Consider the following 25065-nt stretch of genomic DNA (forward strand, 5'->3'; position numbering starts at 1 on the left):
CCGCCGACTTAGTCGAGGGCGGCTGTAACCGTGAACTCGACCTTGTACTTCGGCGCAGCAAGCTTGGCTTCGCTGGTCGCGCGAGCCGGCGTGTTGGCTGGATCGACCCAGGCTTCCCAGGCGGCGTTCATTTCGGCGAAGTAGGACATGTCGGAAAGATAGATCAAGGTCTGCAGGATCTTGGACTTGTTCGAGCCGGCTGCAGCGAGCAGACGATCGACTTCGGCCAGCGCCGACTTGCACTGTTCGGTGACGCTTTCGCCTTCGCCGACCTGGCCAGCGAGGTAAACGGTGTTGCCGTGGACAACTGCACCGCTCATGCGGGCGCCGGCGTCGATACGCTTGATGCTCATGATGTTCTCCTGTTTGCGAAACGAACGACGCCGCTGGAATCGAGCGGCGCCGGATTTGGTTTGCCGATCGGCACTAGGCGCGAATGTGGTGCGTCTTCTGATAGATCGCGGTCGAGCGGGCGCCGGAGCGGCAGTAGCCGAGCATCGGGCGCGCGAATTCATCGAGCGCATCAACCATCCCCGTGATCGCCTCTTCGGTAACACCCATCGGGCCGACCGGCACATGTGCGATATCGAGGCCGAGTTCCTTGGCGCGCGCTGCTACCAGTGCATATGGCGTCTGATCGGGGCTCTCGTCGTCGGGGCGATGGCAGACGATCGATTTGAAGCCCAGGGCCTTGATCTGATCGAGATCCTCGACCGAAATCTGACCGGAAACCGAATACTCGTCGTCGATCTGGCGAATGTCCATCGCTAATCCTCCTGAAATCGTGGGCTGAATGACTACGCCGCCCCATGCCCAGCGTCAACCGCAGATCACTCAAACGAAGGCGAAGCTGAGCGCATAATGTCGGCTCTCTCCGGGCTTCAGCATGACGAAATCGCCCGATGCCTCCAACTCCGAACGCGACACCCAGCGATGCGATACCGGCTCGATTCCAAGGACGTCGGCGGGCGCTTTCTGATTGCGCCAGACCTGCAGGTGCGGCAACGTCTCGGCAAGGACGCGCACTCGGAGAACCTTGCCGCCGATTGCGGCGATCGGCCCAAGCCGTACCTCGGCAAAGCCGCCTTCCGTTGCCGGCGCCTCGACGCAGAAGATACCACCCGGCTCCTCGCCGAAATTCCACGGAAAGCCACCACCCTCGAGCATCTTGCCTTCGAGGCGCGTGCCGGCATCAAACCATTTGCCGCCGATATTCATGTGGTACATCAGGAAGGTCGGAACGATCTTGTCGCTCGTATTGACGACCTTGTCCGTGAGGCGCGCCTCCCCCGTGTTGCCGTCGATGAACCAGTGGCGTTCGATCCGGACCGACAAGCCCTCGACCGTCACGATATCAATATCCGCCCGGCACTCGGCATTGCCATTGTCGAACTTCGTCCAGAGAACCTTGGCTGCGTGCCCGGGCCCGGACCCGTGCAAAGGATAGACCTTTCCGTCCGCCCGTCCCACAATCGGTTCGCGGTGACGGATATGGTCCGGCCCGCAGGTAAAGAGAAAGCCTTCGACCGAATGCGATATGCGCGCATCGCCGTCGTCGGGGACCGCCTTCTTGGGAGCGATGTCGACGCCATCGACGACACATCCGCCGATATCCATCAGCGACGTTTCGTCCAGCATCAGTGTCGGCCCTCTGGCGGCGGCAAATTCGATCATCGTTCAACGTCCTCCCGGTAGCGGCTTGCGCACCGTTATGTCTCGGCAGGGATTTCGTCAATCACGACGGCGCGCCTTGCCGCGTGGAACCGACTAGTCGCTCCAAATGTTTATGACTAAAGGAGAAATCACGGGATTTTTATCTTTTGTTCAGCACGATCTCATAAATTCCACACTAGCGTCAAAATTCGCAGGTGTGTGTCGGCCAAGTCACTGAAGGGTATGAAGACGTGAATCGCTTTGTAATAACGGGATTGTCTGCCGCAACTGCCCTGCTCGCCATCGCTATCGCTATCGCAGCGCCATCTGCCGATGCGCAGCAGCTTTACAACGGACGCCAAGGCGACGTCGTCTTCGTGGCGCCGAACGGTGACATCCTCGACTATGTCCCGTCGGGCGCGGCTTACGCGCGTGATCGACGCGGCAACCGCGTGCTGGTCGATCCCTATGGCAATGTGATCGCGACCGAGATGCGGGCCCGCGGCTATTACCCACGCCCGCCGGTGCGCGACGCGTACAACAACGATGCCTATTATGGCGACGACCCCTACGGCGATGGTCGTTACGCTGAGCGGGGCGCCGTGACCGGCTCGATCCCGCGCAACGCTCCGGTCGACCGCCAGCCGCTCGATGACCAACCCTATCCGCAAAGCGGCGACGACTATGCGTCCATCGAGCAGGATCAGCAGACGCCGGAAATGTTGCAGCCGAAGCCGTCTCAGGAGCCGGTGATCACGCTCAAGAACAAGTCGAAGTCCGAGATCGTCGCATTGCAGGTATTCCTCGACCGCGCCGGAGTGTCCCCTGGCGCGATCGATGGCCACATGGGCGCGAACGTCACCAAGGCGATCTACGCCTATCAGCAGATGACAGGCGAGACGCTCGACCCAAACAACACCGACGCAATTCTCGAGCAGTTGCGCATGAGTGGCGGTCTGCCGCTCGTCAGCTACACCATTACGCCTGCGGATGCCGCCGGCCCGTACGTTGCGGAAATCCCGGAGGACTACGCGCATAAGGCTGCGATGTCATCGCTCGGCTACACCTCCACGACGGAAATGCTCGCCGAGCGCTTCCATATGGACGAAGGCTTCCTGAAGGAAATCAATCCGGGCGTCGATTTCACGGTGCCCGGCACGATCGTAAAGGTCGTCAATCCCGGTGAAGTGAAGGCCGGATCGGTCGCGCGCATCATCGCCGACAAGGGCCGCAAGCAGGTCTTTGCCTATGACAATGCCGGCAATCTCGTCGCCGCCTACCCCGCCTCAATTGGCTCCACCGATACGCCCTCGCCGTCCGGTACGGTGACCGTCGAGCGCGTCGCCTTCAATCCGGGCTACACCTACAATCCGAAGATCAACTTCCAGCAGGGCGCCAACGACAAGATCCTGAACATTCCGCCGGGTCCGAACGGCCCGGTCGGCACGGTCTGGATGGCGCTTTCCAAGCCGACCTACGGTATCCACGGGACGCCGGAACCATCGAAGATTGGCCGCACCCAGAGCCACGGCTGCATCCGTTTGACGAACTGGGATGCCACCGAACTGGCGAAGATGGTCAAGCCCGGCGTGACGGTCGAATTCACCGACTGATCTACCAGCCCGTTCCATCAAGAAAAAATGCGCCGCAAAGGGCGCATTTTTGTTTTGCTGACAGTTGCCGCTAGGCAGCTGAACGGATCAGCGGGCCAGTGCTGCGTGCCGGTTCCGGAAGCTTCACTGGAACCTTGCCCATGATCTCCTCAGCAAAGCAGCGGGCGTTCTCCCGCGCCTTGTCGAGGTTGCTGACGCGAGCCGGATCGAGGGAATGCAGCGTGCCACCGCAGTCAAAAATATCGCGGAAGGCGGAGCGTTCGATGATCGCGGTGTCGAGGACCGGGACCTGACGCTCACTCAGCAACGACTTGACGATCGAGAGCGCTCGCGTCGTCACCATCGAATTGACGCGCGTCAGCACAACCGAGTGTCCGATACGGATACCCGCCTTCTCGTCGAGATACTGCAGCAACTCGAGGACCTGCGCTCCGCCACGGGCGTCCATCGCGCATCCCTGGATGGGAATCAGGACATGATCGGAAAGGCCGATTGCCGTCGCAAGCAGCGGATTGCGCGCGCCCGGAAGGTCGATGATGAAGTAGTCCGTATTGTGCTTGTTTTCCGATATGTGCAGCGGCAAGGACGCCGACGTGACGAAATCGATCACCGAGATATTCGCCACATGCCCGGATACTTCATGCCACCGCGTGATCCAGTGCTGCGGATCGGCATCGAGGATTGTCACCCGATAGCCCTTCTGGGCAAGCTCGGTGGCGAGAAGAAGTACGGCTGTGGTCTTGCCAGCGCCGCCCTTGGTGTTTGCGAAAGTGATGACTGGCATGTTCGGTCCTCGAAGGGAAAATGTGAGCCTTTCTATGGCTCTGCCGCGCACTCTCGGAAGCATCGTGCGGTTAATGCATCCTTTCTAATTATGGTTAACAACTCCTAAACGTGACACCTGAAATTGCGGCCAGCATTTCTTGCACTCTGGCGAAATCGCGACGCCCTTGGAAAAAAAGCCCGGAAAGCCTAGGCTTTCCGGGCCAGTTCAGGTCCGCCGTCTTCTTTAAGTTCAGAAGCAATCCTTAAAGAGTGCCTTGGTATTTTCGAGTGTCATCTTGACCGGATTGCCGCCAGCACTCGGGTCCTCGATCGCCATTGCCGAAAGTTCATCGATTCGATCCGGCTTGATTCCCATCGCAGACAGGCTGTCGGGAACACCGAGCTCGGAGCGAAGCTGCAGGACGTAGTTATAGAAGCCGTCGAAGCCGCCGGAGATGCCGAGATAGGCCGCGGCGCGCGCAATCTTCTCCTCGATCGTCGAACGATTGAAACGCAATACCGCTGGCATCACGACGGCATTCGTCATCCCGTGATGGGTGTTGTAGACCGCGCCGATCGGATGCGACAGCGCGTGAATGGCGCCGAGACCCTTCTGGAAGGCGACAGCGCCCATGGCGGCGGCTGACATCATGTTGGCGCGGGCTTCGAGGTCCGTGCCCTCCCTGTAGGCGCGCGGCAGGAATTCTTTGACGAGGCGCATGCCCTCCAGCGCGATACCGGCAGACATCGGATGATAGAAGGGCGAGGAATAAGCTTCCAGGCAGTGCGCAAAGGCGTCCATGCCGGTGCCAGCGGTGATGATCTTCGGCATGCCGACGGTCAGTTCCGGATCGGCAATGACGACGCCCGGCAGGAACTTCGGATGGAAGATGATCTTCTTCACATGCGTTTCGGAATTGGTGATGACGCTGGCACGACCAACTTCCGAGCCTGTGCCGGCCGTCGTCGGGACGGCCACGATCGGCGCGATGCCTTCGACGCTCGCGCGCGTCCACCAGTCACCGATATCCTCGAAGTCCCAGACCGGCCGTGTCTGGCCGGCCATGAACGCGACGCACTTGCCGAGATCGAGGCCCGAGCCGCCACCGAAGGCAACGACGCCGTCATGGCCACCGTCCTTGAACGCCTTAACGCCAGCCTCGAGGTTCTTGTCGTTCGGGTTCGGATCGACATCAGCGAAGATCGCGCGGCCAAGGCCGGCATCTTCGAGAATGTCGAGCGCGGTCTTGGTGATCGCCATGGAAGCCAGGCCGCGATCGGTGATCAGCAGCGGCTTCTTCATCCCGAGGCTCTTGCAGGCGTCTGCCAGTTCCTTGATGCGGCCCCGGCCAAGCTTGAAGGCGGTCGGGTAGCTCCAGTTGGCTGTGATGTTGCTGCTCATGCTGTGACTTTCTTCAGATGGTAGGATTTCGGACGCGTCAGGTTGTGGAAGCCAATGATCGACAGCGAACCCCCTCGGCCGGTTTCCTTGACGCCGGTCCAGCACAGAGCCGGATCGAGATAGTCGGCGCGGTTCATGAAGACGGTGCCGGTCTCGATCTCGCGGCCGAGCCGCCCTGCCCGTTCCGGATCCTTCGTCCAGAGCGAAGCCGTCAGGCCGTACTGGCTGTCGTTCATCAGCGTAACGGCTTCGTCGTCGCTCTTCACCTTCATGATGCCGACGGCAGGACCAAAGGTCTCCTCGCGCATAAAGGCCATGGAATGATCGACGTTGACGAGGATCTGCGGTGCGAGATAGGCGCCGCCATCGTCCTGTGGGAACAGCTTGGGGTCAACGAGCGCCTTGGCGCCCTTGGAAACGGCATCGGCGATCTGCTCGCGCACGACCTTGGCAAAGCGCTTGTTGGCCATCGGGCCAAGCGAAGTCTCAGGATCGAGCGGATTGCCGAGTTTGTAGTTCGACACCCAGGCGACCGACTTCTCGACAAAGCTGTCATAGAGCGATTCATGCACATAGATGCGCTCGATACCGCAGCAGCACTGGCCGGAATTATAGGTCGCGCCGTCCATCAGCGTATCGACCGCCGCGTCGAGGTCGGCGTCTTCCATGACGTAGCCCGGATCCTTGCCGCCGAGCTCTAGCCCGAGCCCTGTGAACGTTCCGGCTGCCGCCCGCTCCATCGAGCGGCCGCCTTCGACCGAGCCGGTGAAGTTGACGAAGTTGAAGCTGCCCGCAGCAATCAGCGCCGAGGTCGTTTCGTGGTCAAGGAACACGTTCTGGAAGACGTCCTCGGGAACGCCGGCCTCGACAAAAGCCTGCACCAGCCGCTCTCCAACCAGCAGCGTCTGTGACGCATGCTTCAGAACGACCGTGTTGCCCGCCATCAGCGCCGGCGCGATCGTGTTGATCGCCGTCATGTAGGGATAATTCCAGGGGGCCACGACGAACACAACGCCATGCGCTTCACGTTCGATGCGACGCTCGAACTTGTCGCTTTCCTCGACAACCAGCGGCGCGAGCGCATCGGCGGCGATCGAAGCGACATAGTTGGAGCGCTCGTTGAAGCCCTTGTACTCGCCGCCGTAGCGGATCGGGCGGCCCATCTGCCAGGCAAGTTCCGGCACGACGACGTCGGACATTTCATTAAGGCGCGCGACGCCCTTCAGTACCAGTTGAACGCGCTCTTCCAACGGCCGCTTCGCCCAGGCCTTCTGCGCCTTGCGCGCACGCGCCACCGCCTCTTTCGCCGCCTCTAGCGAAAGCGCCGGCCGCTCGGCGAAAACCGATCCGTCGATCGGTGAAATGCATTGGATCATTCCCATGATCTTCATCCTATGTTTTCGCGTGCCGAAACCGGCAGCCCCCAACAATCTCCTCAGATATGGAGATCATATGACAGGACGCTATCCGGCTTTGGCTACGCCTATTATGCTCTTTCGAAACCGCGCGCCACTTCCCAGTCGGTGATGCGACGATCGTATTCTTCCTGCTCCCACTGGGCAGCACGGGTATAGTGGTCGATGACGTCGTCGCCAAAGGCATTGCGAAGCATCTTCGATTCCGTCATGGCGACTGTTGCCGCGCGCAACGTACGCGGGATCTCGCGGACGCTGCGTGCTCCATAGGCGTCGCCGACGAACGGCGCCTCGAGCTCCATCTTCTGCTCTATGCCATCGATGCCGGCGGCAAGCAGCGCGGCAAAGGCGAGATAGGGATTAAGGTCGGAGCCGCCGACACGGCACTCGATACGGATCGCTTTGGTGTCGTCGCCGCAGAGGCGATAGCCGGCCGTGCGGTTGTCCTTGCTCCAGATTGCCTTCGTCGGCGCAAAGGTGCCCGCCATGAAGCGCTTGTACGAGTTGATGTAAGGCGCGAGGAAGTAGGTGATCTCGCCCGCGTGGGCGAGAAGACCGGCCACGTAGTTGTTCATCAGCGGCGACATGCCGTACTTGCCCCCCTCGTCGTGGAAGAGCGGCGTCTTGCCGTCAGCGCTCCAGAGCGACTGATGGATATGTGACGAACTGCCGGCGGCATTGTAGTGCCACTTCGCCAGGAAGGTGATCGCCTTGCCCTTCGACCAGGCGATTTCCTTGCAACCGTTCTTGATGATCGAGTGGCGATCGGCCATCGTCAGTGCGTCGGCATAGCGGACGTTGATTTCTTCCTGGCCCGCGGACGCCTCGCCCTTGGAGTTTTCGACCGGAATGCCGGCGCCCTGAAGGCCGGTGCGGATTGCCCGCATGACTTCTTCTTCCTTGGTCGTCTGGAAGATGTGGTAGTCCTCGTTATAGGCGCTGGCGAGCTTCAGGTTGCGATAGCCTGACGCGTGCGCAGACTCGTAGGTCTGGTCGAACAGGAAGAATTCGAGCTCCGAGGCCATGAACGCCTTCATGCCCATGTCTTCCAACCGCTTGACCTGTTTCTTCAGGATCGCGCGCGGCGAGTGCGGCACCTCTTCATGCGTGTGGTGGTCGAGGAGATCGCAGAGCACGAGCGCTGTGCCTTCGAGCCACGGAATGCGGCGCAACGTCGAAAGATCGGGCTTCATCGTGTAGTCGCCATAGCCCTTTTCCCAACTCGTCGCCTTGTAGCCGGAGACGGTTTCCATCTCCATGTCGGTGGCAACGAGATAGTTGCAGCTATGCGTTTCCTTCCATGCGCTCTCGAGGAAGTATTCAGCCTGAAAGCGCTTGCCCATCAAGCGGCCCTGCATGTCCACCTGGCACGCCAAAACTGTATCGATGCGCCCGTCGGCAACATCCTGCTTGAGATCGTCGAGGGTATAGATGCTCATATTGAATCCGCCTGACATTGAACTGAAATCGGGGCAACGAAAGAGCATACTGTGAGACGGGCCTGCCGCCTCTGATGCGTTTTCGTTGAGCCGGGAAGCGGGGCCGCCATCGCGGCCCCGCGGTTGGAGAGGGAAGTCGAAACCTCAGGCTTCGCCAACGGCCTTCTCGGCAGCCGCGATCTCGGCTTGACGACGCGCAACCTCGTCGCCGATCGGCGGGCCCTTGAAGCGGCGGCTTTCGAAGCCGAACCAGACGATACCGGTGAGGACCAGGAAGCCGACAGTGATGTAAAGCGCCCACTGGTTCGGCGGCTGAATGCCGAGGACGAAGATCAGCATCATCGCCAGGATCGACAGGACCGCAAACAGCTTGAACGTGCCTTCGCCGAGGTTCCATGGTCCCATCTTGTCCCACTTCGACGTGCCCCACGCGAAGAGACCGAGGGTGATCGGGATCGCGAAGGAGAAGAACAGGAAGATGACCGTGCACGAGACGACGATCGTGTAAACCGGGGTCTCGCCGATCGAAACAAGCGACGAGCCCCAGACGAACAGAACAGAGAGGATCGAACCCGTCCAGATGGCGGCAACCGGCGTGCGGTGCTTCGGGCTGACCTTGGCAAGAGCCTTGGATGCCGGCAGACCGCCGTCACGCGAGAAGGCGAAGATCATGCGGGAGACCGAGGTCACCGTCGCCAGACCACACAGCCATTGGCTGACGAAGATGGCGAGGTAGAGCAGATCCTTGACGACAGGATTGACCTGACTGTCCATGGCCCAGAAGAACACGTTCCAGCCCTGTTTGGCCGCATCGTCCATGTTCGGGAGCATCAGCACGAATGCGCAAAGCATGATGTAGCCGAAGAGCGCCGACCAAAGAACGGAGGCGACCATGCCGCGCGGAACGGAATGGGCGGCCTTGACCGTTTCTTCCGAGGTATGTGCCGAAGCGTCATAGCCGGTGATCGTGTAGATCGGCAGCAGGAGGCCGAGCAGGAACACCCAGGCGCCCGAGGTCGACGGCCAGACGTTGCCGCCGGCTTCGCCGGAATAGTTGGCGAAAGTGAAGAGACGGGCAATGTCGTAGGACGGCGCTGCCAGCAGGCAAACTGCAGCAAGGGCGATTGCCGTTACGAAGATCAGGTAGCCCGAGAAATCCGTGAGCTTCGCCGTCAGCCCGATCCCCATGTGGTTCACCAGCGCCTGGGCACCGGTAATGATCACCAGGAACAGGATGCGAACGGTGGTGGTATCGGTCAGCCCGAAATAGCTGGTGCCGAACGAGCCCATGAAGAAGTAGTAGGTGCCGACATTGATCGCGCCGAGAACCGTGACAAGACCGAGCAGGTTGAACCAGGCGGTCAGCCAGCCGGTGAAACGGTTGCCGAGGATCGAGCCCCAGTGATAGAGGCCGCCTGCAGTCGGATAGGCCGAGCTGATCTGCGCCATCGCGACAGCGAACACCAGCGAAACGAAGCACCCGAGCGGCCAACCGATGCCGATAGCCGCACCGCCAGCACCCGCCGTGGCTTGAGCCAGCGAGTTGATGCCGCCGGAAAGAATGCAGATGATAGAGAATGAGACCGCAAAGTTCGAGAACGAGCTCATCCGCCGTTCCAGCTCCTGGGCGTAGCCCATGGAGTGCAGGATGTGCATATCCTGCTTTTTGTCGTGATCCGTGTAGTCGGACATGACTTCCCCCTGTTTAGCGATCAGCCGCGGGATTGCGGGTGATCATCCAGTGCCAAAGTGCCCGCGACGTTTTCGCCTTCGGGCTGATCGCAGTTAGACTGCTCCCTGGGGTCTTTTTCTTCGTTGTCAGGCGTCCAGGCTTTGCTGGAGAAGCCCCGTCAGATAGTCGGCCACGACCCCTTGACCGTCTTCGTCTGAGATGAGGTCGTTGCGGACCTCGATCATTACATTGCGTAGCCCGTTGGACAGCCCATGCAGGATCAGCGTGTGGGTCACGCCATCCGCAGGGCCATAGGGCTCGTTGCGTTCGATTTTGTAGAGAGGCGAGCCGGTCGATGCGGCGTTCAAAACGCTGTCGGCAAAGCGGCTGTCTTCGTCGTGCAGTATACCAATTTCCACGGTGCGCGTCTTCCCGTGGTACACCGGCGTGAAGCTATGGACTGTTGCAATCACCGTCTCCTGCCCCCTCGCCTTGCGATCGCGAATCAGTGCGCGAATGGCGTCGTGGAAAGGAATATACAATGCTTCGGTGCGCATGAGGCGTTCTTCCGCGCTGAGATTGGCATTGCCCGGAATATCGTGGATTTCGCTTCTCGAGGGCATCGCCCCCGGAGACTCCGGCGGCCTGTTGCAATCATAGATCAATCGCGAGAACCGCTGGTAAATGAGCGTGGCATCGAGCGCTTGTGAAATCCCGCGGGCAACAGCCAAGGCGCCTGGATCCCATGCGATATGACTTTCCAAGGCCTCGCCGGACAGACCGAGCGTTCCGTAGCGTTCAGGCAGGAGGCGGGACGCATGTTCGCAGATCACAAGCAACGGGCTCTTGCCGTTCGGCCGCTCGACCGAAACGCACCCCCCTTCCGTTTCGCTTAGGACCTTGAACTGAGCAGGCACCACAGCCGCATCCCGATCATTAATAAAGAATGTATAAGAAAAGAATTCTTCAGGTTCCGACGACTGTCAAGCGCATCCTGAAAATTTCTTTTCATGACGGTAGTTGACATGGATTGTGACAGCGTTGTTAACTTTCGGTGGGAAAGTGGCACAAGACCAATCCCGGGGAGCAGATCGCGTGACCGCTGCGTCGAAGACAGTTTCGGACGTAATCCATTCGCATTTTGGCATGCTTACGCGGGCCGAAAAGCAATTGGCTGAGAGCCTGTTGGCCAACTACCCCGTCTCCGGACTGGGGAGCATCACGACGATTGCAGAAAATGCCGGCGTATCGACGCCGACAGTCGTGCGCATGGTCCAGAAGCTGGGCTTCAAGGGCTATCCCGACTTCCAGGCACACCTTCATCAAGAGGTCGAAGCGACGATCTCGAACCCTATCACCAAGCATGACCGCTGGGCCTCCAATGCGCCGGGAACGCACATTCTCAACCGCTTTGCCGACGCAATCATGGGCAACCTGCGTCAGACGCTGAGCGGCCTGGATACGGCCACCTTCAACAGCGTTGCCTCCCTGCTGTCCGATCGCAAGCGCAGCCTCTACTTCGTCGGCGGACGCATTACCGGTGCGCTGGCCGAGTACTTCTTCACCCACATGCAGGTCATTCGACCGAACACGGCGTTGCTGTCATCGAACTCTAGCAGCTGGCCGCAATACGTGCTCAATATGAGTCCCGGCGACCTGCTGGTCATCTTCGACATCCGCCGCTACGAGCAGGAGATGGTCAGCCTCGCGACCGCCGCTCGCAAAAGCGGCGCCGAGATCGTCGTCTTTACCGACCAATGGGGCTCTCCGGCTGCCAAGCTCGCGCGCCACAGCTTCCGCGTGCAGATCGAGGCCCCATCGGCCTGGGACTCGTCTGTCGTCACTCTCTTCATCGTCGAAGCTCTCATCGAAGCCGTTCAGAGCTCGACTTGGGACCAGACGAAAGAACGTATGAAAACCCTGGAGGGTCTGTTCGAGCAAACCAGACTTTTCCGCAAACTCAGCTAGGAGGGAAAATAAGATAGATAGATGACGTGAGACGGTCGAGCGAACAGCGTGTCGTAAATGAAACATCGCCGCCAACTGCCTGCTATACAAAGAAAAAAGAACGTCACCAAACTGTCACGAAAGCTTCACGTAACGTCAGTAACAGCATCGTCGGACACTGAAAACCCGAAGGAGAACAACAGTGATCTCTAATATTTCGAAAATGCTTTCGCTTTCTACTGCGATTGTCGTTGCTTCGACTGCAATCGCAGCCGCTGAGCCAAGCGCTGAACTTATCGCTGCCGCCAAGAAGGAAGGCACGCTGACGACGATTGCGCTTCCGCACGACTGGTGCGGCTACGGCGACGTCATTGCCGGCTTCAAGGCTAAGTATGGCCTCGAGGTCAACGAACTGAACCCGGACGCAGGCTCGGGCGACGAAATCGAAGCCATCAAGGCCAACAAGGGTAACACCGGCCCGCAGGCTCCTGACGTCATCGACGTCGGCCTCTCCTTCGGCCCCTCGGCAAAGGCAGACGGCCTGATCCAGCCCTACAAGGTCTCGACCTGGGACTCCATTCCGGACAGTGCCAAGGATGCTGACGGCTTTTGGTACGGCGACTACTACGGTGTTTTGTCGTTCGTCGTGAACACCGACATCGTCAAGGAAGTGCCGAAGGATTGGGCCGACCTGAAGAAGTCGGACTACGCCAACAGCATCGCACTTGCCGGTGATCCGCGCGCGTCGAACCAGGCTGTCCAGGCCGTTTATGCCGCTGGCATCGCAGCCGGTGAAAAGGATGCGACCAAGGCTGGTGAAGCCGGTCTCGCTTACTTCGCCGAACTCAACAAGGCCGGCAACCTCGTTCCTGTCATCGGCAAGTCCGCTTCGCTCGCTCAGGGCTCGACCCCGATCGTCGTTGCGTGGGACTACAATGGTCTCTCCTGGCGCGATACGCTGAAGGGCAACCCGCCGGCTGAAGTCGTCGTTCCGGCATCGGGCGTCGTTGCCGGCGTTTACGTCCAGGCGATCTCCGCCTTTGCTCCGCATCCGAACGCTGCAAAGCTCTGGATGGAATACCTTTACTCGGACGAAGGTCAACTTGGCTGGCTGAAGGGCTATTGCCACCCGATCCGCTTCAACGATCTGGCGAAGAACAAGAAGGTCCCGCAGGCACTTCTCGACAAGCTGCCGCCGGCTGCTTCCTATGAAAAGGCAGTCTTCCCGACGCTCGCCGAGCAGGCTGCTGGCAAGACCGCTATTACCACCAAGTGGGACAGCGTCGTCGGCGCCAACGTCAAGTAATCTCTGACGCAGCACCTCTCCGCCCTCGTGGCGGAGAGGTTTCATTCTTCATTGCCCCGATAAGGCTGTCGTCTATGACCACTGTTTCAACATCCGCGGCCCCGGCCACGCCCATGATAAACCGCGACAGGATCGTAGACTGGCTCGGCATCGCGCCGTTCATGATCTTTGCTGCGATGTTCCTTATCATACCGACGCTTTATCTGGTCGCAGGCGCGTTCCTGACGCCGGAAGGCGACCTGACCCTCAAGAATATCGTCGATCTCTTCACGCCGTCGATCCTCAGCGCCTACTGGATCAGTATCAAGGTGTCCGTGGCATCAGCCTTGGGTGGCGCGCTGATCGGCTTCTTTCTCGCCTGGGCGGTCGTGCTCGGCGGTCTGCCGAACTGGGTTCGTTCGGGCCTCCTGACCTTCTCCGGCGTCGCCTCCAATTTTGCGGGCGTACCGCTTGCCTTCGCCTTCCTCGCCACGCTCGGGCGCACCGGGCTCGTGACCGTCCTGCTGCGCGACTGGTTCGGCTTCAATCTCTATTCCACCGGCTTCAACCTGCTGAGCTTCTTCGGGCTAACTCTCACCTACATGTACTTCCAGATCCCGCTGATGGTCCTGATCCTGACGCCGGCGCTCGACGGCATGAAGAAGGAGTGGAAGGAAGCAGCATCGATCCTTGGCGCGACCAATGGCCAGTACTGGCGCATGGTTGCCTTTCCGATCCTCTGGCCGAGCCTGATGGGCACGACGCTGCTTCTCTTCGCGAATGCCTTCGGCGCCATTGCCACCGCCTACGCGCTGACCGGTAGCTCTCTCAACATCGTGCCGATCCTGCTCTATGCACAGATCCGCGGCGACGTGCTTCACAACGCCAACCTCGGCTACGCGCTCGCGCTCGGCATGATCGTCATCACCGGCCTGTCCAACCTCCTCTACATCCTGCTGCGAATGCGCGCTGAACGGTGGCAAAAATGAAGACATCACGCCTTGGAGCCTGGATCGCCATCGCATTCGGCGCGATCTACTTCGTGCTGCCGCTCATTGCCACGATCGAATTCTCGCTACGCATGCGCCGCGGCGCCTACAGTTTCGATGCCTACGCTTCGGTTTTCTCTGAGGCGCAGTTTCGCGAAACCTTCGGCTATTCGATGCTGATGGCGCTGCTGACGATCGTCTTCGGTATGCTGCTCGTGGTCCCGACTGCCTATTGGGTGCGTCTGCGCTTGCCGCAGATCCGCCCGATCGTCGAGTTCATCACGCTGCTGCCACTGGTTATCCCGGCAATCGTGATCGTCTTCGGCTATCTTAGAATGTACAACTCATCCTCGATCCTGCCGCTGACGGGCTCGACGACAGGTACGAACATCCTGCTCGTCCTCTCCTACATGACGCTGTCGCTGCCCTATATGTACCGCGCCGTCGACACCGCCATGCGCGCGATCGATGTCCGCACGCTGACGGAAGCGGCCGAAAGCCTCGGCGCAAGCTGGACGACGATCTTGTTCAAGTGCATTTTCCCGAACGTCATGAGCGGCGTACTCTCGGGCGCATTCATCACTCTTGCGATCGTCATGGGCGAATTCACCATGGCCGCGCTCCTCAATCGTCCGGCTTTCGGCCCATACCTGCAGCTGGTCGGCGCCAATCGCGCCTACGAGCCGTCGGCGTTGGCCGTCATCGCCTTCTCCATCACTTGGCTCAGCATGGGCCTGCTGCAACTCGTCTCCCGCTTCCACAAAGCCGCCCCGGCTAAGTCGTAAGGTATCTGGTTTCATGGCTTTTCTCGAACTCGCAAACCTCAAGAAATCCTTCGGCGCAACGCAGGTCGTGCATGACTTCAACATGCAGATCGAGAAGGGTGAATTCATCTCGTTCCTCGGCCCGTCGGGCTGCGGCAAGACAACGGTCCTGCGCATGATCGCAGGCTTCGAAGCGCCCTCGGCCGGTCGCATCGCCATCGGCGGCAAAGAGCAAAACAATTTGAAGCCCAACAAGCGCAATATCGGCATGGTTTTTCAGGCCTATGCGCTGTTTCCCAACATGACCGTTCACGACAATGTCGCCTTCGGCCTGAAGGTCGCCGGTGAGCAGGCGACGGAGATCGATCAGCGCGTCAAGGAAATGCTCGGGCTGATCAAGCTCGATCATCTTGCCGACCGCTATCCCTATCAACTGTCTGGTGGACAGCAGCAGCGCGTGGCGCTTGCCCGCGCCCTTGCGGTACGCCCGCAGGTGCTGCTGCTCGACGAGCCGCTGTCAGCCCTTGACGCCAAGATCCGCGTGTCGTTGCGCGAGGAAATCCGCGCCATCCAGCAGAAGCTCGGCATCACCACCGTCTTCGTGACGCACGACCAGGAAGAGGCCCTCTCGATCTCCGACCGCATCGTCGTCATGAACGCCGGCCGTGCCGACCAAATCGGAACGCCATTCGAGATCTACAACACGCCGGCAACGCGCTTCGTCGCCTCCTTCGTCGGCACGCTCAACATGATCGAGGCGAAGGTCGTCGATCCGGCCGCCAACCGTATCCAGATCGGCGACCAGGGCGTGACCTTGAAGCAGTCGGTCGCCGCCTTCAAGGCGGGTGATACCGTCTCGCTGGCCCTGCGTCCGGAGGCCGGATCGCTGGCTGAGGGAACGCCAAGCGATACGAAGCTGACCGGTCAGGTCGTGTCCGCCCACTTCCTCGGTTCTGTCATCCGTACGCGCATGAACGTCGGCGGCAACGTCATCTCCTTCGACATGTTCAACAGCCCCGGCGTAACGCCCCCGGCCGCTGGCGAGACCGTTACGCTTCGCTTCATGGCGGCCGACCTCCTCGTCATCCGCGACTGACCGCGCGGGCAGGGCCGCCCTCATGTTTTGCGGCTTTGCCACACTCGCTTCCGCATTTCCGGGCGCTGCATTTTGCGGCGCCGGAAATTGCTTGGAATAGCGACCTTGATGCGCAACGACAGCTGAAACGTTTTCGTTCAGCAAAGTCAGCAGCATACCCCCTGCCATGACCGCACGGCATGGCCTCAAACCGGATGTTTCAAATGATTACCTGCTATCTGCGTTACACGATCGACCCTTACAAGATCGCCGAATTCGAGGAATATGCTCGACTCTGGATCCCGATCGTCAATCGAATGGGCGGCACGCATCACGGTTATTTCCTGCCGTCCGAGGGCGCCAACAACATTGCTATCGCGCTGTTCTCGTTCCCGAGCTTCGCGGCCTACGAAGATTACCGTACCCGCATGGCAGCCGACCCGGAATGCCAGGCCGCGTTCGATCTCGATAAACGTAACCGAAGCATCATCAGCTACGAGCGCAGTTTCATGCGGCCCGTCCTTGGCTGATCGGTAGAAACGAAAGACCCCGCTCGATGGCGGGGCCTTTGGTTCGTGGCGGGCCTAGCGGATCGCCTTGTCATTTGCATCGAAGCGATGCATGTGGGCCGTATGCGGCGTCGCATAGACGATCTCATCGGGCTCGTACTTGTGCTCGCCAAAGAGCCGCGCGGTGATGAGACCGCACTGTTCGGATTCCAGATAGATGATCGTGTCCGCCCCGAGATGTTCGACATGGACGACCTTCGCCCGCCAAGTGCCATGTTCGCGCGAAAGGGTCAGATGCTCCGGGCGGACGCCAACGGTCTTTGCGCCGGCATCGGCGACCTTGTCGCCCGGAATGAAGTTCATCATCGGCGAACCGATGAAGCCCGCGACGAAGACGTTTGCGGGGCGGTTGTAGAGCTCCATCGGCGAGCCGACCTGCTCGACCGCGCCGGCATTCAGCACCACGATCTTGTCGGCAAGCGTCATCGCCTCGACCTGGTCGTGGGTGACGTAGATCATCGTTGCCTTGAGGCTGCGGTGCAGGCGCGCGATCTCGAGACGCGTCTGGACACGCAAGGCGGCATCGAGGTTCGACAGCGGCTCGTCGAAAAGGAAGAGCGCCGGCTCTCGGACGATCGCGCGGCCAATGGCGACACGCTGGCGCTGACCACCGGAAAGCTCGGCCGGGCGCCGGGCGAGATACGGTTCGAGCGACAGCATCGACGATGCCTTGCTGACCCGCTTGTCGACCTCGTCCTTCGGCGTGCCGGCCTGCTTGAGACCGAGGCCCATGTTGTCCTTGACCGTCAGGTGCGGATAGAGCGCATAGGACTGGAACACCATCGCGATACCGCGCTTGGCGGGAGGCGTCAGCGTCTCATCCTTGCCATTGATGAGAACGGCGCCCGAGGTGACGTCCTCCAATCCGGCAATGCTGCGCAGAAGCGTCGATTTTCCGCAACCCGAAGGTCCAACGAAAATAACGAACTCGCCGTCCTTGACCTCCAGGTCGATGCCCTTCAGCACTTCGTGCGTGCCGTAAGTCTTGCGGATGGATTTGAGTTGAAGCGATCCCACTCGTCGTATTCCTTATCGTTTGGCCGGCTCTTGGAGCTTGACGGCTTGTCCGGTACGCACGCTTTCGTCGGCGGCGAGGCAGATGCGCAACGAAGCGACAGCGTCTGCCATGTGGCGGTTGAGGTCGATGTCCTCGCGAATAGCCTTCAGCATAAAGGCCTGCTCGCGGTCGCAGAGTTCCTGATGGCCAGGTTCTCCCGCCATCGTCATATCCTCGTCCGGCCTGAGGAACTTGCCATCAGGTCCGGTCCCCGCCGTGTGCAGACGAATGACCGAGGTCTTGGTGTGAGCGTCGATGTCGTCAGACTTGGCGTTCGGGTCCATCACGATCGACACAGATCCCTTCGGCGACATGATGTCCTTCACGAAGAACGCCGTTTCCGAGATCATCGGGCCCCAGCCGGCTTCATACCAGCCGACTGAACCATCCTCGAACAGCACCTGCAGCTGGCCGTAGTTGTACATATCGGGCGCGATTTCGCCCGAAAGGCGCAGTCCCATGCCGCGCACCTCGACCGGCTTGGCGTCGGTGATCTGGCACATGACATCGACATAATGCACGCCGCAATCGACGATTGGCGACGTCGTCTGCATCAGTGATTTGTGGGTTTCCCAAGTGGGGCCGCTGGACTGCTGGTTGAGATTCATGCGGAAGACATACGGCCCGCCGAGCTTGCGCGCTTCCTCGATCAGCCGCATCCAGGACGGGTGGTGACGGAGGATGTAGCCGATCACCAGCTTCCGCCCAGCCTTCTTTGCCGCCGCGACCACTCGTTCCGCATCGGCGACCGTTGTCGCCAGCGGCTTCTCGACGAAGACGTCGCAACCCGCCTCGAAGGCAGCGACCGCATAATCGGCGTGCGTGTCCGAGTAGGTGCAGATGGCGCAGAGATCAGGCTTCAACTCGGTGAGCGCCATCTTGAAATCCGAATGGATCTTGTAACCCCTCAGTTCCTCCGGCAGATCAGGCGTCGAGCGGTTGACCAGCCCGACAATCTCGAAGCCGGGATTGCTGTGATAGGCCAGCGCATGGCTGCGTCCCATGTTGCCGAGGCCGGCGACCAGGACGCGGATTGGCGTGTCGGATGCACTCACTTGACCGCTCCCGATGTAATGCCGCGGATCAACTGCCGCGAGAAGATGACATAAAGGACGAGGATCGGCAGGATCGCCAGCGACAGCGCGGCAAGCACGGCGTTCCAATTGGTCACGAACTGCCCGATAAAAATCTGCGAGCCGAGAGTAACGGTCTTGGTTGCTTCGGATGGCGCCAGGATAAGCGGGAACCAGAGGTCGTTCCAGATCGGGATCATCGTGAAGACGGCAACCGTTGCCATGGCCGGGCGTACCAACGGCAGCACCAGCCGGAAGAAAATCGAATATTCCGAGAGCCCGTCGATGCGACCGGCATTCTTCAGGTCATCGGAAACCGTCCGCATGAATTCCGACAGGATGAAGATCGCCAGCGGAATGCCCTGAGCCGTGTAGACGAGGATCAGCGCCGTCAGCGTGTTGACGAGGCCAGCGGCTACCATGCCTTGGAGAATGGCGACTGTGCCGAGGCGAATCGGGATCATGATGCCGATCGCCATGTAAAGACCAGTCAGCGTGTTGCCCCTGAACTTGTATTCCGAGAGCGCGAAGGCCGCCATCGCACCGAACAACAGCACGAAGAAGATCGAAACGACGGTTACGATGAAGCTGTTCTGGAAGTAGGTGGCGAAGTCGCCCTGCCCCAGCACGGTCTGATAACCGACAAGGCTGAAGGTCGAGGGCGTAGGTACCTGCATCGGCGAACGGAAGATCGCGTTGCGGTCCTTGAACGAGTTGATGATCGTCAGGAACACCGGGAAGATGGCAACAAGCGTATAGCCGATGAGCGCCAGGTGGACGAGGCCGGTGCGGATGGGGGATGTGCGTGCTCTATTGGACATGACACACTCCTCAGAATTGGTACCGGCGCAGGCGCCGCTGGATAGCAAAGAGATAGAACGACACGCCGGCGAGGATGATCAGGAACATGGCCGTCGCGATCGTGGCGCCCATTGAGCGGTCGCCGAGCTGGAGCTGGAAACCGAAGAAGGTGCGGTAAAGCAGCGTGCCGAGAATATCGGTCGACATGTCGGGGCCAGCAAGTGCGCCTTGTACCGTGTAGATCAGGTCAAAGGCATTGAAGTTGCCGACGAAAGTCAGGATCGAAATGATGCCGATGGCCGGCAGGATGAGCGGCAGCTTGATCTTCCAGAACTGTGCCCAGCCGGTGATGCCGTCGCACTCGGCGGCCTCGATCACTTCTTCCGGGATGCTGAGCAGCGCAGCGTAGATCAGCATCATCGGAATGCCGATATATTGCCAATTGGAGATCAGCGACACAGCGATCAGCGCCGGTCCGGATTGCCCGAGCCATGGGGCGAAAAGCGACTTCATGCCAACGAGGCTCATCAGCCACGGAGCAACGCCCCAGATCGGCGACAGGATGAGCTTCCAGATGAAACCGACGATCACAAAGGAAAGCAACGTCGGCAGGAACATCGCCGTGCGGTAGAACGCCACGAAGCGAAGCCGCGGCGTCGACAGCAGCGCGGCCAGCGCGATGCCGATCGGGTTCTGCACACACATGTGAATGAGGAAGAAGATGAAGTTGTTGACCAGCGCATTCCAGAAGTCGCGTGCCCAGCGCGCATCGCCGAACAACACCTTGTAGTTCGCGAGCCCGACGAAGGCAGGCGCGCCGTCGACGGTGTTGTAGAACGAAAGCCTCAGCGTTTCGATCAGCGGCAGGATCATGATCGCCGAATAGACGACGAATGCCGGGAAAAGAAAGACGCCGATGTGCCAGCGCACCGGGCGACTGATGGGAACGACATCGATAGCGGATTCGGCTTCGCTCATGGCTTTTGCCTGTTCTTCTTGGCTGCACCTGTGGCGCAGCGCGTCTGACACAGCGGGCAGAACGCCCGTCCCTCTAGTCGTCTCCCCGTCGCTTCGGGTTTCGAAGGCGGCGGGGAGAGGAACAGCGGATACGAAATTGGCTTTGAGCCGGAGTGAGGGACGGCTGGCGCCGCCCCTCAGCTTTCATCACTTGCCTGGCTTGTACCAGCCGTCGAGGCCCTTCTGGAGCTTCTCGGCAGCCACCTGCGGCGTATCCGTGCCGTTGACGACGTTCGCCGACTCAATCCAGGTCTCGTTTTCGAGGTTCGGCGTGCCGCGCCCCAGGATCTGATAGGTCGAGCGGATTGTCGACTTGTACGGGCCGCGCCAGGAAACGAACTCCTGAGCCAGCGGATCGGTCATCTTGACCGGGTTCGAATTCAGGCTGAAGAACCCCGGCAGCGAGTTCGCGTAGATGTCGGCGAATTCGCTGGAAGCAACCCAGCTCAGGAACTTCTTGGCTTCTTCGGCATGCGTGCTCTTGGCATTCAGAGCGACGCCGATATCCGGATGATCGGAGATATAGCCCTGGTCGCCGGCCTTCGGAACCGGCGGCGGGAAGGCACCCATCTTGAACTGCGCCTGGCTGTTGAACAGCGCGATTTCCCAGGAACCGGCCGGGTAGATCGCCGCACGACCGAGCGTGAAGAGGTTCTGGCTGTCAGAGTAGGTCTGCGCTTCGAAGCCGTCGCCGAGGTAAGGCTTCCACTTGGCAAGCTCCTCGTAGGGCTTGACCCAGCCGGCATCCGTCAGCTTCTGCTTGCCCTCGATCAACGACAAACGACCTTCTTCACCCTTCCAGTAGTTCGGGCCGATGTTCTGGTAGCCCATGGTTGCGGCTTCCCAGAGGTCCTTCGTGCCCATGGCGAGCGGGATGTAGGTGCCGTCTGCCTTGATCTTTTCGAGCGCGGCAAAGAACTCGTCCTCCGTCTTTGGAACGGAGATGCCGAGCTTGTCGAACGCATCCTTGTTGTAGATGAAGCCGTGGATGACCGAGGCCATCGGCACGCAGAAAGTGGACTTGCCGTCGTCGGTCGACCAGGCAGCCTTTGCAACCGGCGTGAAGTTCTCTATGCCAGCCAGGCTGGTCAGATCGACGAGTTGCTTCTTCTTGAACAGTTCAAGCGATGTATCGAACGGACGGCAGGTGATGATGTCACCGGCCGAGCCGGCGTCGAGCTTGGCATTCAGCGAAGCGTTGTACTCGGTCGGCGCCGTCGGCGAGAAGACGATCTTGATACCCGGGTTCTTGGCTTCGAATGCCGGGATGATCTTCTCCTGCCAGATCTGCAGGTCGTCGTTACGCCAGCTTTCGACCGTCAGCGTGACGTCGGCGGCATGAGCAAAGCCCACGGATGTCAGCAGGCTCGAGGCCAGCAGGAAGCCTTTCAGTGCGGTGTTCTTCATTTCCCTCTCCTGTTTTGAGCGCCGATGAGGCGCTGTTCTTGACCTGAAACGAGCGGTTGCGTGCATGCGATGGCACCCACCGCCCCCTGAGGGGCCGTCAGCAACTGCCGGCCCGAAAGCTCAAATCGGCTCGGCGGGCAAAGCACCCGTCGACCAGATAGCGCACCCGACCGAAGACCGGCCCGGCACAGCGACGAAAGGGAAAACTGATTGCGAAAAGCGACTTGAGAGCGACTGAGCCGCTACAGCCGGATCCACATTCCATCGAGTGGCCCGGCTTATCTTTATCCTGCCGGTTTATCGCTGCCCGATGCGCTGTTCCCTTTGATGGAATTAAGTCCAAAAAAATACCAATTGTCCAGCCAATTTTAACGTTTCGACGACAGAAAAACGCGATTAAAAATTTTATTATTCAAAATCAATGTGATAAGAAGATGAATTTTTACGTCGCTTTGGGCTTGGTAAATGGTATTTTTTTGGTATTGTAATGAAAACAAGGGGAATGAGCGGATTTTTTGGTGGTTCAATGACAGAACTTACGATCGGCATTGATGGCGGCGGCTCCAGCTGCCGCGCCGCAGTCACGGATGCGACAGGACGTATCCTGGGCCGTGGCACGGCCGGCCCATCGAACATCCTGTCCGACCTTGATAGCTCGCTGCTCAACATCGTTGCGTCGGCGAAAAACGCATTGAGCGACGCCGGTCTCTTGCCTGAAGCCGTTTCCAGCGTTGCGGCCGTCATTGGCGTCGCCGGCGCAAATGTCGGCGACTATGCCGCGCGCATCGAGCGTGCCTTGCCCTTTGCCAGACGTCGTGTCGTCACCGATGCGACGACGGCACTCCAAGGAGCGCTCGGCGATTGCGACGGCGTGATTGGCGCCTTCGGCACCGGCTCTGTCTACAATGCCCGCCGCGACGGAAAGCTTTACGGCATCGGCGGATGGGGATTCGTTGTCGGTGACCAGGCAAGCGGCGCCCGCCTCGGTCGCGACCTGCTGGAGCAGTCTCTGCTCGCCCATGACGGTGTGCGCCCCCCCTCGCCGGTCACCCAGACGGTCATGGCCGAGTATGGCGATGATCCCGAGCGCGTCGTCGAGTTTGCCCATGTCTCCCGTCCCAATGACTTCGCCCGCTATGCGCCCGTCGTCTTTGAGGCTGCCGCGAAAGGCGATCCGGTTGCGACGGCGATCGTGCAGAACGCGGCAGCCTCGATCGGCGAGAGTCTGGATGCCCTGCTTTGGCCGGAATGCCACGCCATCTGCCTGCTCGGCGGCCTGGCCAAGGCTTATCGTCCGTGGATTGCAGAGCGCCACACCGCCCTGCTGCAAGAGCCGAAGGGCGATGTCCTGCAGGGCGCCATCGAGCTCGCAGTGAAGTTCTTGCGCGAGGAAGGAAGAGGCGCGGCATGACGGATGATTTTGCAAGCCTCCTTTCCCCCGAGCGCCTTCAGGCCGGCGGCACTGGCCCGCTTTACGTCAAACTGCGGCGCACGCTGGAAGATGCCATCCGCACGGGCACGCTCAGCCACGGCGATGCCCTGCCGCCCGAGCGCGACATCGCCGAGTTTGCGACGGTCAGCCGGGTCACGGTGCGCAAGGCGATCGATGAACTCGTCGCCGACGGCCTGCTTGTCCGCCGTCACGGCTCCGGCACCTTCGTGACCAAGCCGGTATCGAAGGTCGAACAGCGCCTCTCGCAGCTCACCTCCTTTACCGAGGATATGGCTCGGCGTGGAATGACCTCGCGCTCCGAATGGCTGCACAAGGGCATTCATACGCCCTCGCCGGATGAAATGATGATTCTCGGCCTCGCGACCGATGTCAGGGTCTCGCGCCTTAGCCGTCTGCGCATCGCCGACGACCAGCCGCTGGCAATTGAAAACGCCAGCGTTTCCGGCGAATTCCTGCCGGATCCCTTCGTTGTGACAACGTCGCTCTATGCAGAACTCGAGCGTCGCCAGGTCCGTCCGGTGCGTGCCGTTCAGAGGATTTCGGCGACCAACATGAAAGAGGCCGACGCGCACTTGCTCGGCGTCCCCGTCGGCGCAGCAGGACTGTCGATCGAACGTATCTCCTATCTGGGCTCCGGGCGCGCAGTCGAATTCACCCGCTCGCTCTACCGCGGTGATGCCTATGATTTCGTCGCCGAACTCACAATCGGTGCGCCGTGATGCCTGGTCGGATTGAAGAGACGGCGATGCGCCTCTATTGATTGCACCCATGACATCTCGCATCAGGATCCTCGACACCATCTCCGATCCCGGAAATCCGGCAAAGCCGAACGACGACAGCTTCGGGCACAACGAGGCTTGCGCCTTCGTCATCGACGGTGCGACGGGCCTCGGCGATCGCCAATATATGGATGAGGCAGGCAGCGACGCCGCGTGGATCGCGCGGCATTTCGCACGCGGTTTTCAAGATCAGATCACCCGCGACACCGACATCTCGCAGGTTGCGCGCAGCCTGTCGCTGGCAGCCCGTGCGGAATTTCTCCGCCACAACGAGAATGTGCCGCGCTACGCCTGGCCGTTGACCGCCTTTGCCATGCTGCATCAAACACGCGACGGCTTCCATTTCATCGGCCTCGGCGACTCTTGTCTCTTTCTGCTGCAGGAAGATGGCTCAGCCACGATGTACATGGCGATCCCGGGTGCCTATGAATATGAGCAGAGCCAAGCGCGAAAGCACATTGCGCGAACGGGCGGCATCACGAAGGAAGGTGGCGCGCTCGGCAATTCCGAGACCCTCACCTTGTTGCGCCAGCACCGCGAGCGGCAGAATACGCCGGAGAGCGGCGTCTGGACCCTCGGCCTCGTACCGGAGGCGGCCAACCACCTGGTCTCCGAGCCGCTTGATATTAAAGGCAGGGCGCACGCTATCGTCTGCAGCGACGGTTTTTCGGACCTCGCGGTCCTTTACGCGGCCTATGATTCGGCAGGCTTAGTGCGCACCGCGCGCGAGAAGGGTCTGCGGCCAATGCTTGACGAACTCAGGCGCTTCGAACGCGAGATTGATCCTGAGGGGTTGCGCTATCCGCGCTACAAACAAAGTGACGACACGACGGCGCTGCTTGTCGAGTTAGCGCCCGACACGTGAGGCGATTTTCGATTCAGATTCAGTT

General features: G+C 60.2%; 24 protein-coding genes. 10 read left to right on the forward strand and 14 right to left on the reverse strand.

From position 1 onward, the window contains the following. Positions 1-8: 8 nt before the first annotated feature. The 3 genes from PMI09_RS28115 to PMI09_RS28125 form a co-directional block, all read right to left on the reverse strand. Positions 9-353 (reverse strand): RidA family protein, encoded by a 345-nt coding sequence (locus PMI09_RS28115; protein ID WP_007802370.1) that lies wholly within the window; start codon positions 351-353, stop codon positions 9-11. 73 nt (positions 354-426) lie between these two features. Then, entirely contained in the window at positions 427-765 is a 339-nt protein-coding gene (locus tag PMI09_RS28120; protein WP_007802372.1) for a TIGR01244 family sulfur transferase, read from the reverse strand. 69 nt (positions 766-834) lie between these two features. Continuing rightward, complete coding sequence (locus PMI09_RS28125) at positions 835-1674, reverse strand: DUF4432 family protein (protein WP_007802374.1); 840 nt, start codon at positions 1672-1674, stop codon at positions 835-837. A 230-nt stretch (positions 1675-1904) separates the two neighbouring features. Here PMI09_RS28125 and PMI09_RS28130 point away from each other — a divergent pair, with 230 nt between their 5' ends. Next, a complete protein-coding gene (locus tag PMI09_RS28130) occupies positions 1905-3266 on the forward strand; it encodes a L,D-transpeptidase family protein (RefSeq protein WP_007802376.1) in 1362 nt (453 codons plus the stop codon). Between the two features lie 70 nt (positions 3267-3336). Here PMI09_RS28130 and PMI09_RS28135 read toward each other — a convergent pair whose 3' ends face one another. The 6 genes from PMI09_RS28135 to PMI09_RS28160 form a co-directional block, all read right to left on the reverse strand. Continuing rightward, positions 3337-4050 (reverse strand): ParA family protein, encoded by a 714-nt coding sequence (locus tag PMI09_RS28135; protein WP_007802379.1) that lies wholly within the window; start codon positions 4048-4050, stop codon positions 3337-3339. A 231-nt stretch (positions 4051-4281) separates the two neighbouring features. Then, positions 4282-5433, reverse strand: a complete 1152-nt coding sequence (locus PMI09_RS28140; protein WP_007802381.1) for an iron-containing alcohol dehydrogenase — start codon at positions 5431-5433, stop codon at positions 4282-4284. Next, positions 5430-6815, reverse strand: coding sequence for an aldehyde dehydrogenase family protein (locus PMI09_RS28145; protein ID WP_007802383.1), 1386 nt, complete (start codon positions 6813-6815; stop codon positions 5430-5432). The genes PMI09_RS28140 and PMI09_RS28145 overlap by 4 nt, the downstream gene beginning before the upstream one ends. A gap of 104 nt (positions 6816-6919) precedes the next feature. Next, positions 6920-8287, reverse strand: coding sequence for a glutamine synthetase family protein (locus PMI09_RS28150; protein WP_007802385.1), 1368 nt, complete (start codon positions 8285-8287; stop codon positions 6920-6922). A gap of 144 nt (positions 8288-8431) precedes the next feature. Continuing rightward, positions 8432-9979: an amino acid permease gene (locus tag PMI09_RS28155; RefSeq protein WP_007802387.1), complete on the reverse strand. Its 1548-nt coding sequence runs from the start codon at positions 9977-9979 to the stop codon at positions 8432-8434. 126 nt (positions 9980-10105) lie between these two features. After that, positions 10106-10879, reverse strand: coding sequence for an N-formylglutamate amidohydrolase (locus tag PMI09_RS28160; protein ID WP_007802390.1), 774 nt, complete (start codon positions 10877-10879; stop codon positions 10106-10108). Positions 10880-11054: 175 nt separating this feature from the next. Here PMI09_RS28160 and PMI09_RS28165 point away from each other — a divergent pair, with 175 nt between their 5' ends. The 6 genes from PMI09_RS28165 (at position 11055) to PMI09_RS28190 (ending at position 16549) form a co-directional block, all read left to right on the forward strand. Then, complete coding sequence (locus PMI09_RS28165) at positions 11055-11927, forward strand: MurR/RpiR family transcriptional regulator (RefSeq protein WP_007802392.1); 873 nt, start codon at positions 11055-11057, stop codon at positions 11925-11927. 202 nt (positions 11928-12129) lie between these two features. Further along, positions 12130-13212: an ABC transporter substrate-binding protein gene (locus PMI09_RS28170; RefSeq protein WP_210301557.1), complete on the forward strand. Its 1083-nt coding sequence runs from the start codon at positions 12130-12132 to the stop codon at positions 13210-13212. A gap of 74 nt (positions 13213-13286) precedes the next feature. Next, a complete protein-coding gene (locus PMI09_RS28175) occupies positions 13287-14180 on the forward strand; it encodes an ABC transporter permease (RefSeq protein WP_007802396.1) in 894 nt (297 codons plus the stop codon). Next, positions 14177-14965 carry an ABC transporter permease gene (locus PMI09_RS28180; RefSeq protein WP_007802398.1) on the forward strand — a complete coding sequence of 263 codons (789 nt, stop codon included), beginning with the start codon at positions 14177-14179 and terminating at the stop codon, positions 14963-14965. Before PMI09_RS28175 ends, PMI09_RS28180 begins: the two co-directional genes overlap by 4 nt. Positions 14966-14978: 13 nt before the next feature. Next, positions 14979-16040 (forward strand): ABC transporter ATP-binding protein, encoded by a 1062-nt coding sequence (locus tag PMI09_RS28185; RefSeq protein ID WP_007802400.1) that lies wholly within the window; start codon positions 14979-14981, stop codon positions 16038-16040. Between the two features lie 203 nt (positions 16041-16243). Beyond that, the gene (locus tag PMI09_RS28190; protein ID WP_007802402.1) at positions 16244-16549 is read left to right on the forward strand and encodes an NIPSNAP family protein; all 306 of its coding nucleotides are present in this window, start codon (positions 16244-16246) and stop codon (positions 16547-16549) included. A 54-nt stretch (positions 16550-16603) separates the two neighbouring features. On the opposite strand, the gene PMI09_RS28195 is transcribed toward PMI09_RS28190, so the two are convergent. The 5 genes from PMI09_RS28195 to PMI09_RS28215 all read right to left on the reverse strand — a co-directional run bounded on the left by PMI09_RS28195 (position 16604) and on the right by PMI09_RS28215 (position 21943). Next, positions 16604-17605, reverse strand: coding sequence for an ABC transporter ATP-binding protein (locus PMI09_RS28195; protein WP_007802404.1), 1002 nt, complete (start codon positions 17603-17605; stop codon positions 16604-16606). A gap of 12 nt (positions 17606-17617) precedes the next feature. Further along, the gene (locus PMI09_RS28200; protein ID WP_007802406.1) at positions 17618-18700 is read right to left on the reverse strand and encodes a Gfo/Idh/MocA family protein; all 1083 of its coding nucleotides are present in this window, start codon (positions 18698-18700) and stop codon (positions 17618-17620) included. Continuing rightward, complete coding sequence (locus PMI09_RS28205) at positions 18697-19539, reverse strand: carbohydrate ABC transporter permease (protein ID WP_007802408.1); 843 nt, start codon at positions 19537-19539, stop codon at positions 18697-18699. Before PMI09_RS28205 ends, PMI09_RS28200 begins: the two co-directional genes overlap by 4 nt. 10 nt (positions 19540-19549) lie before the next feature. Next, positions 19550-20497, reverse strand: a complete 948-nt coding sequence (locus PMI09_RS28210) for a carbohydrate ABC transporter permease (RefSeq protein WP_007802410.1) — start codon at positions 20495-20497, stop codon at positions 19550-19552. Between the two features lie 186 nt (positions 20498-20683). Beyond that, a complete protein-coding gene (locus PMI09_RS28215; protein WP_007802412.1) occupies positions 20684-21943 on the reverse strand; it encodes an ABC transporter substrate-binding protein in 1260 nt (419 codons plus the stop codon). Between the two features lie 526 nt (positions 21944-22469). Between PMI09_RS28215 and PMI09_RS28220 the strand changes: the two genes are divergently transcribed. The 3 genes from PMI09_RS28220 to PMI09_RS28230 are packed head-to-tail and all read left to right on the forward strand — an operon-like array spanning position 22470 to position 25040. Continuing rightward, a complete protein-coding gene (locus PMI09_RS28220; protein WP_007802414.1) occupies positions 22470-23354 on the forward strand; it encodes an N-acetylglucosamine kinase in 885 nt (294 codons plus the stop codon). After that, a complete protein-coding gene (locus PMI09_RS28225) occupies positions 23351-24115 on the forward strand; it encodes a GntR family transcriptional regulator (RefSeq protein WP_007802416.1) in 765 nt (254 codons plus the stop codon). Before PMI09_RS28220 ends, PMI09_RS28225 begins: the two co-directional genes overlap by 4 nt. A gap of 49 nt (positions 24116-24164) precedes the next feature. Continuing rightward, positions 24165-25040 (forward strand): protein phosphatase 2C domain-containing protein, encoded by an 876-nt coding sequence (locus PMI09_RS28230; protein ID WP_007802418.1) that lies wholly within the window; start codon positions 24165-24167, stop codon positions 25038-25040. Positions 25041-25065 lie beyond the last annotated feature (25 nt).

This window comes from Rhizobium sp. CF122, assembly GCF_000282035.1.
Lineage (GTDB): Bacteria > Pseudomonadota > Alphaproteobacteria > Rhizobiales > Rhizobiaceae > Rhizobium.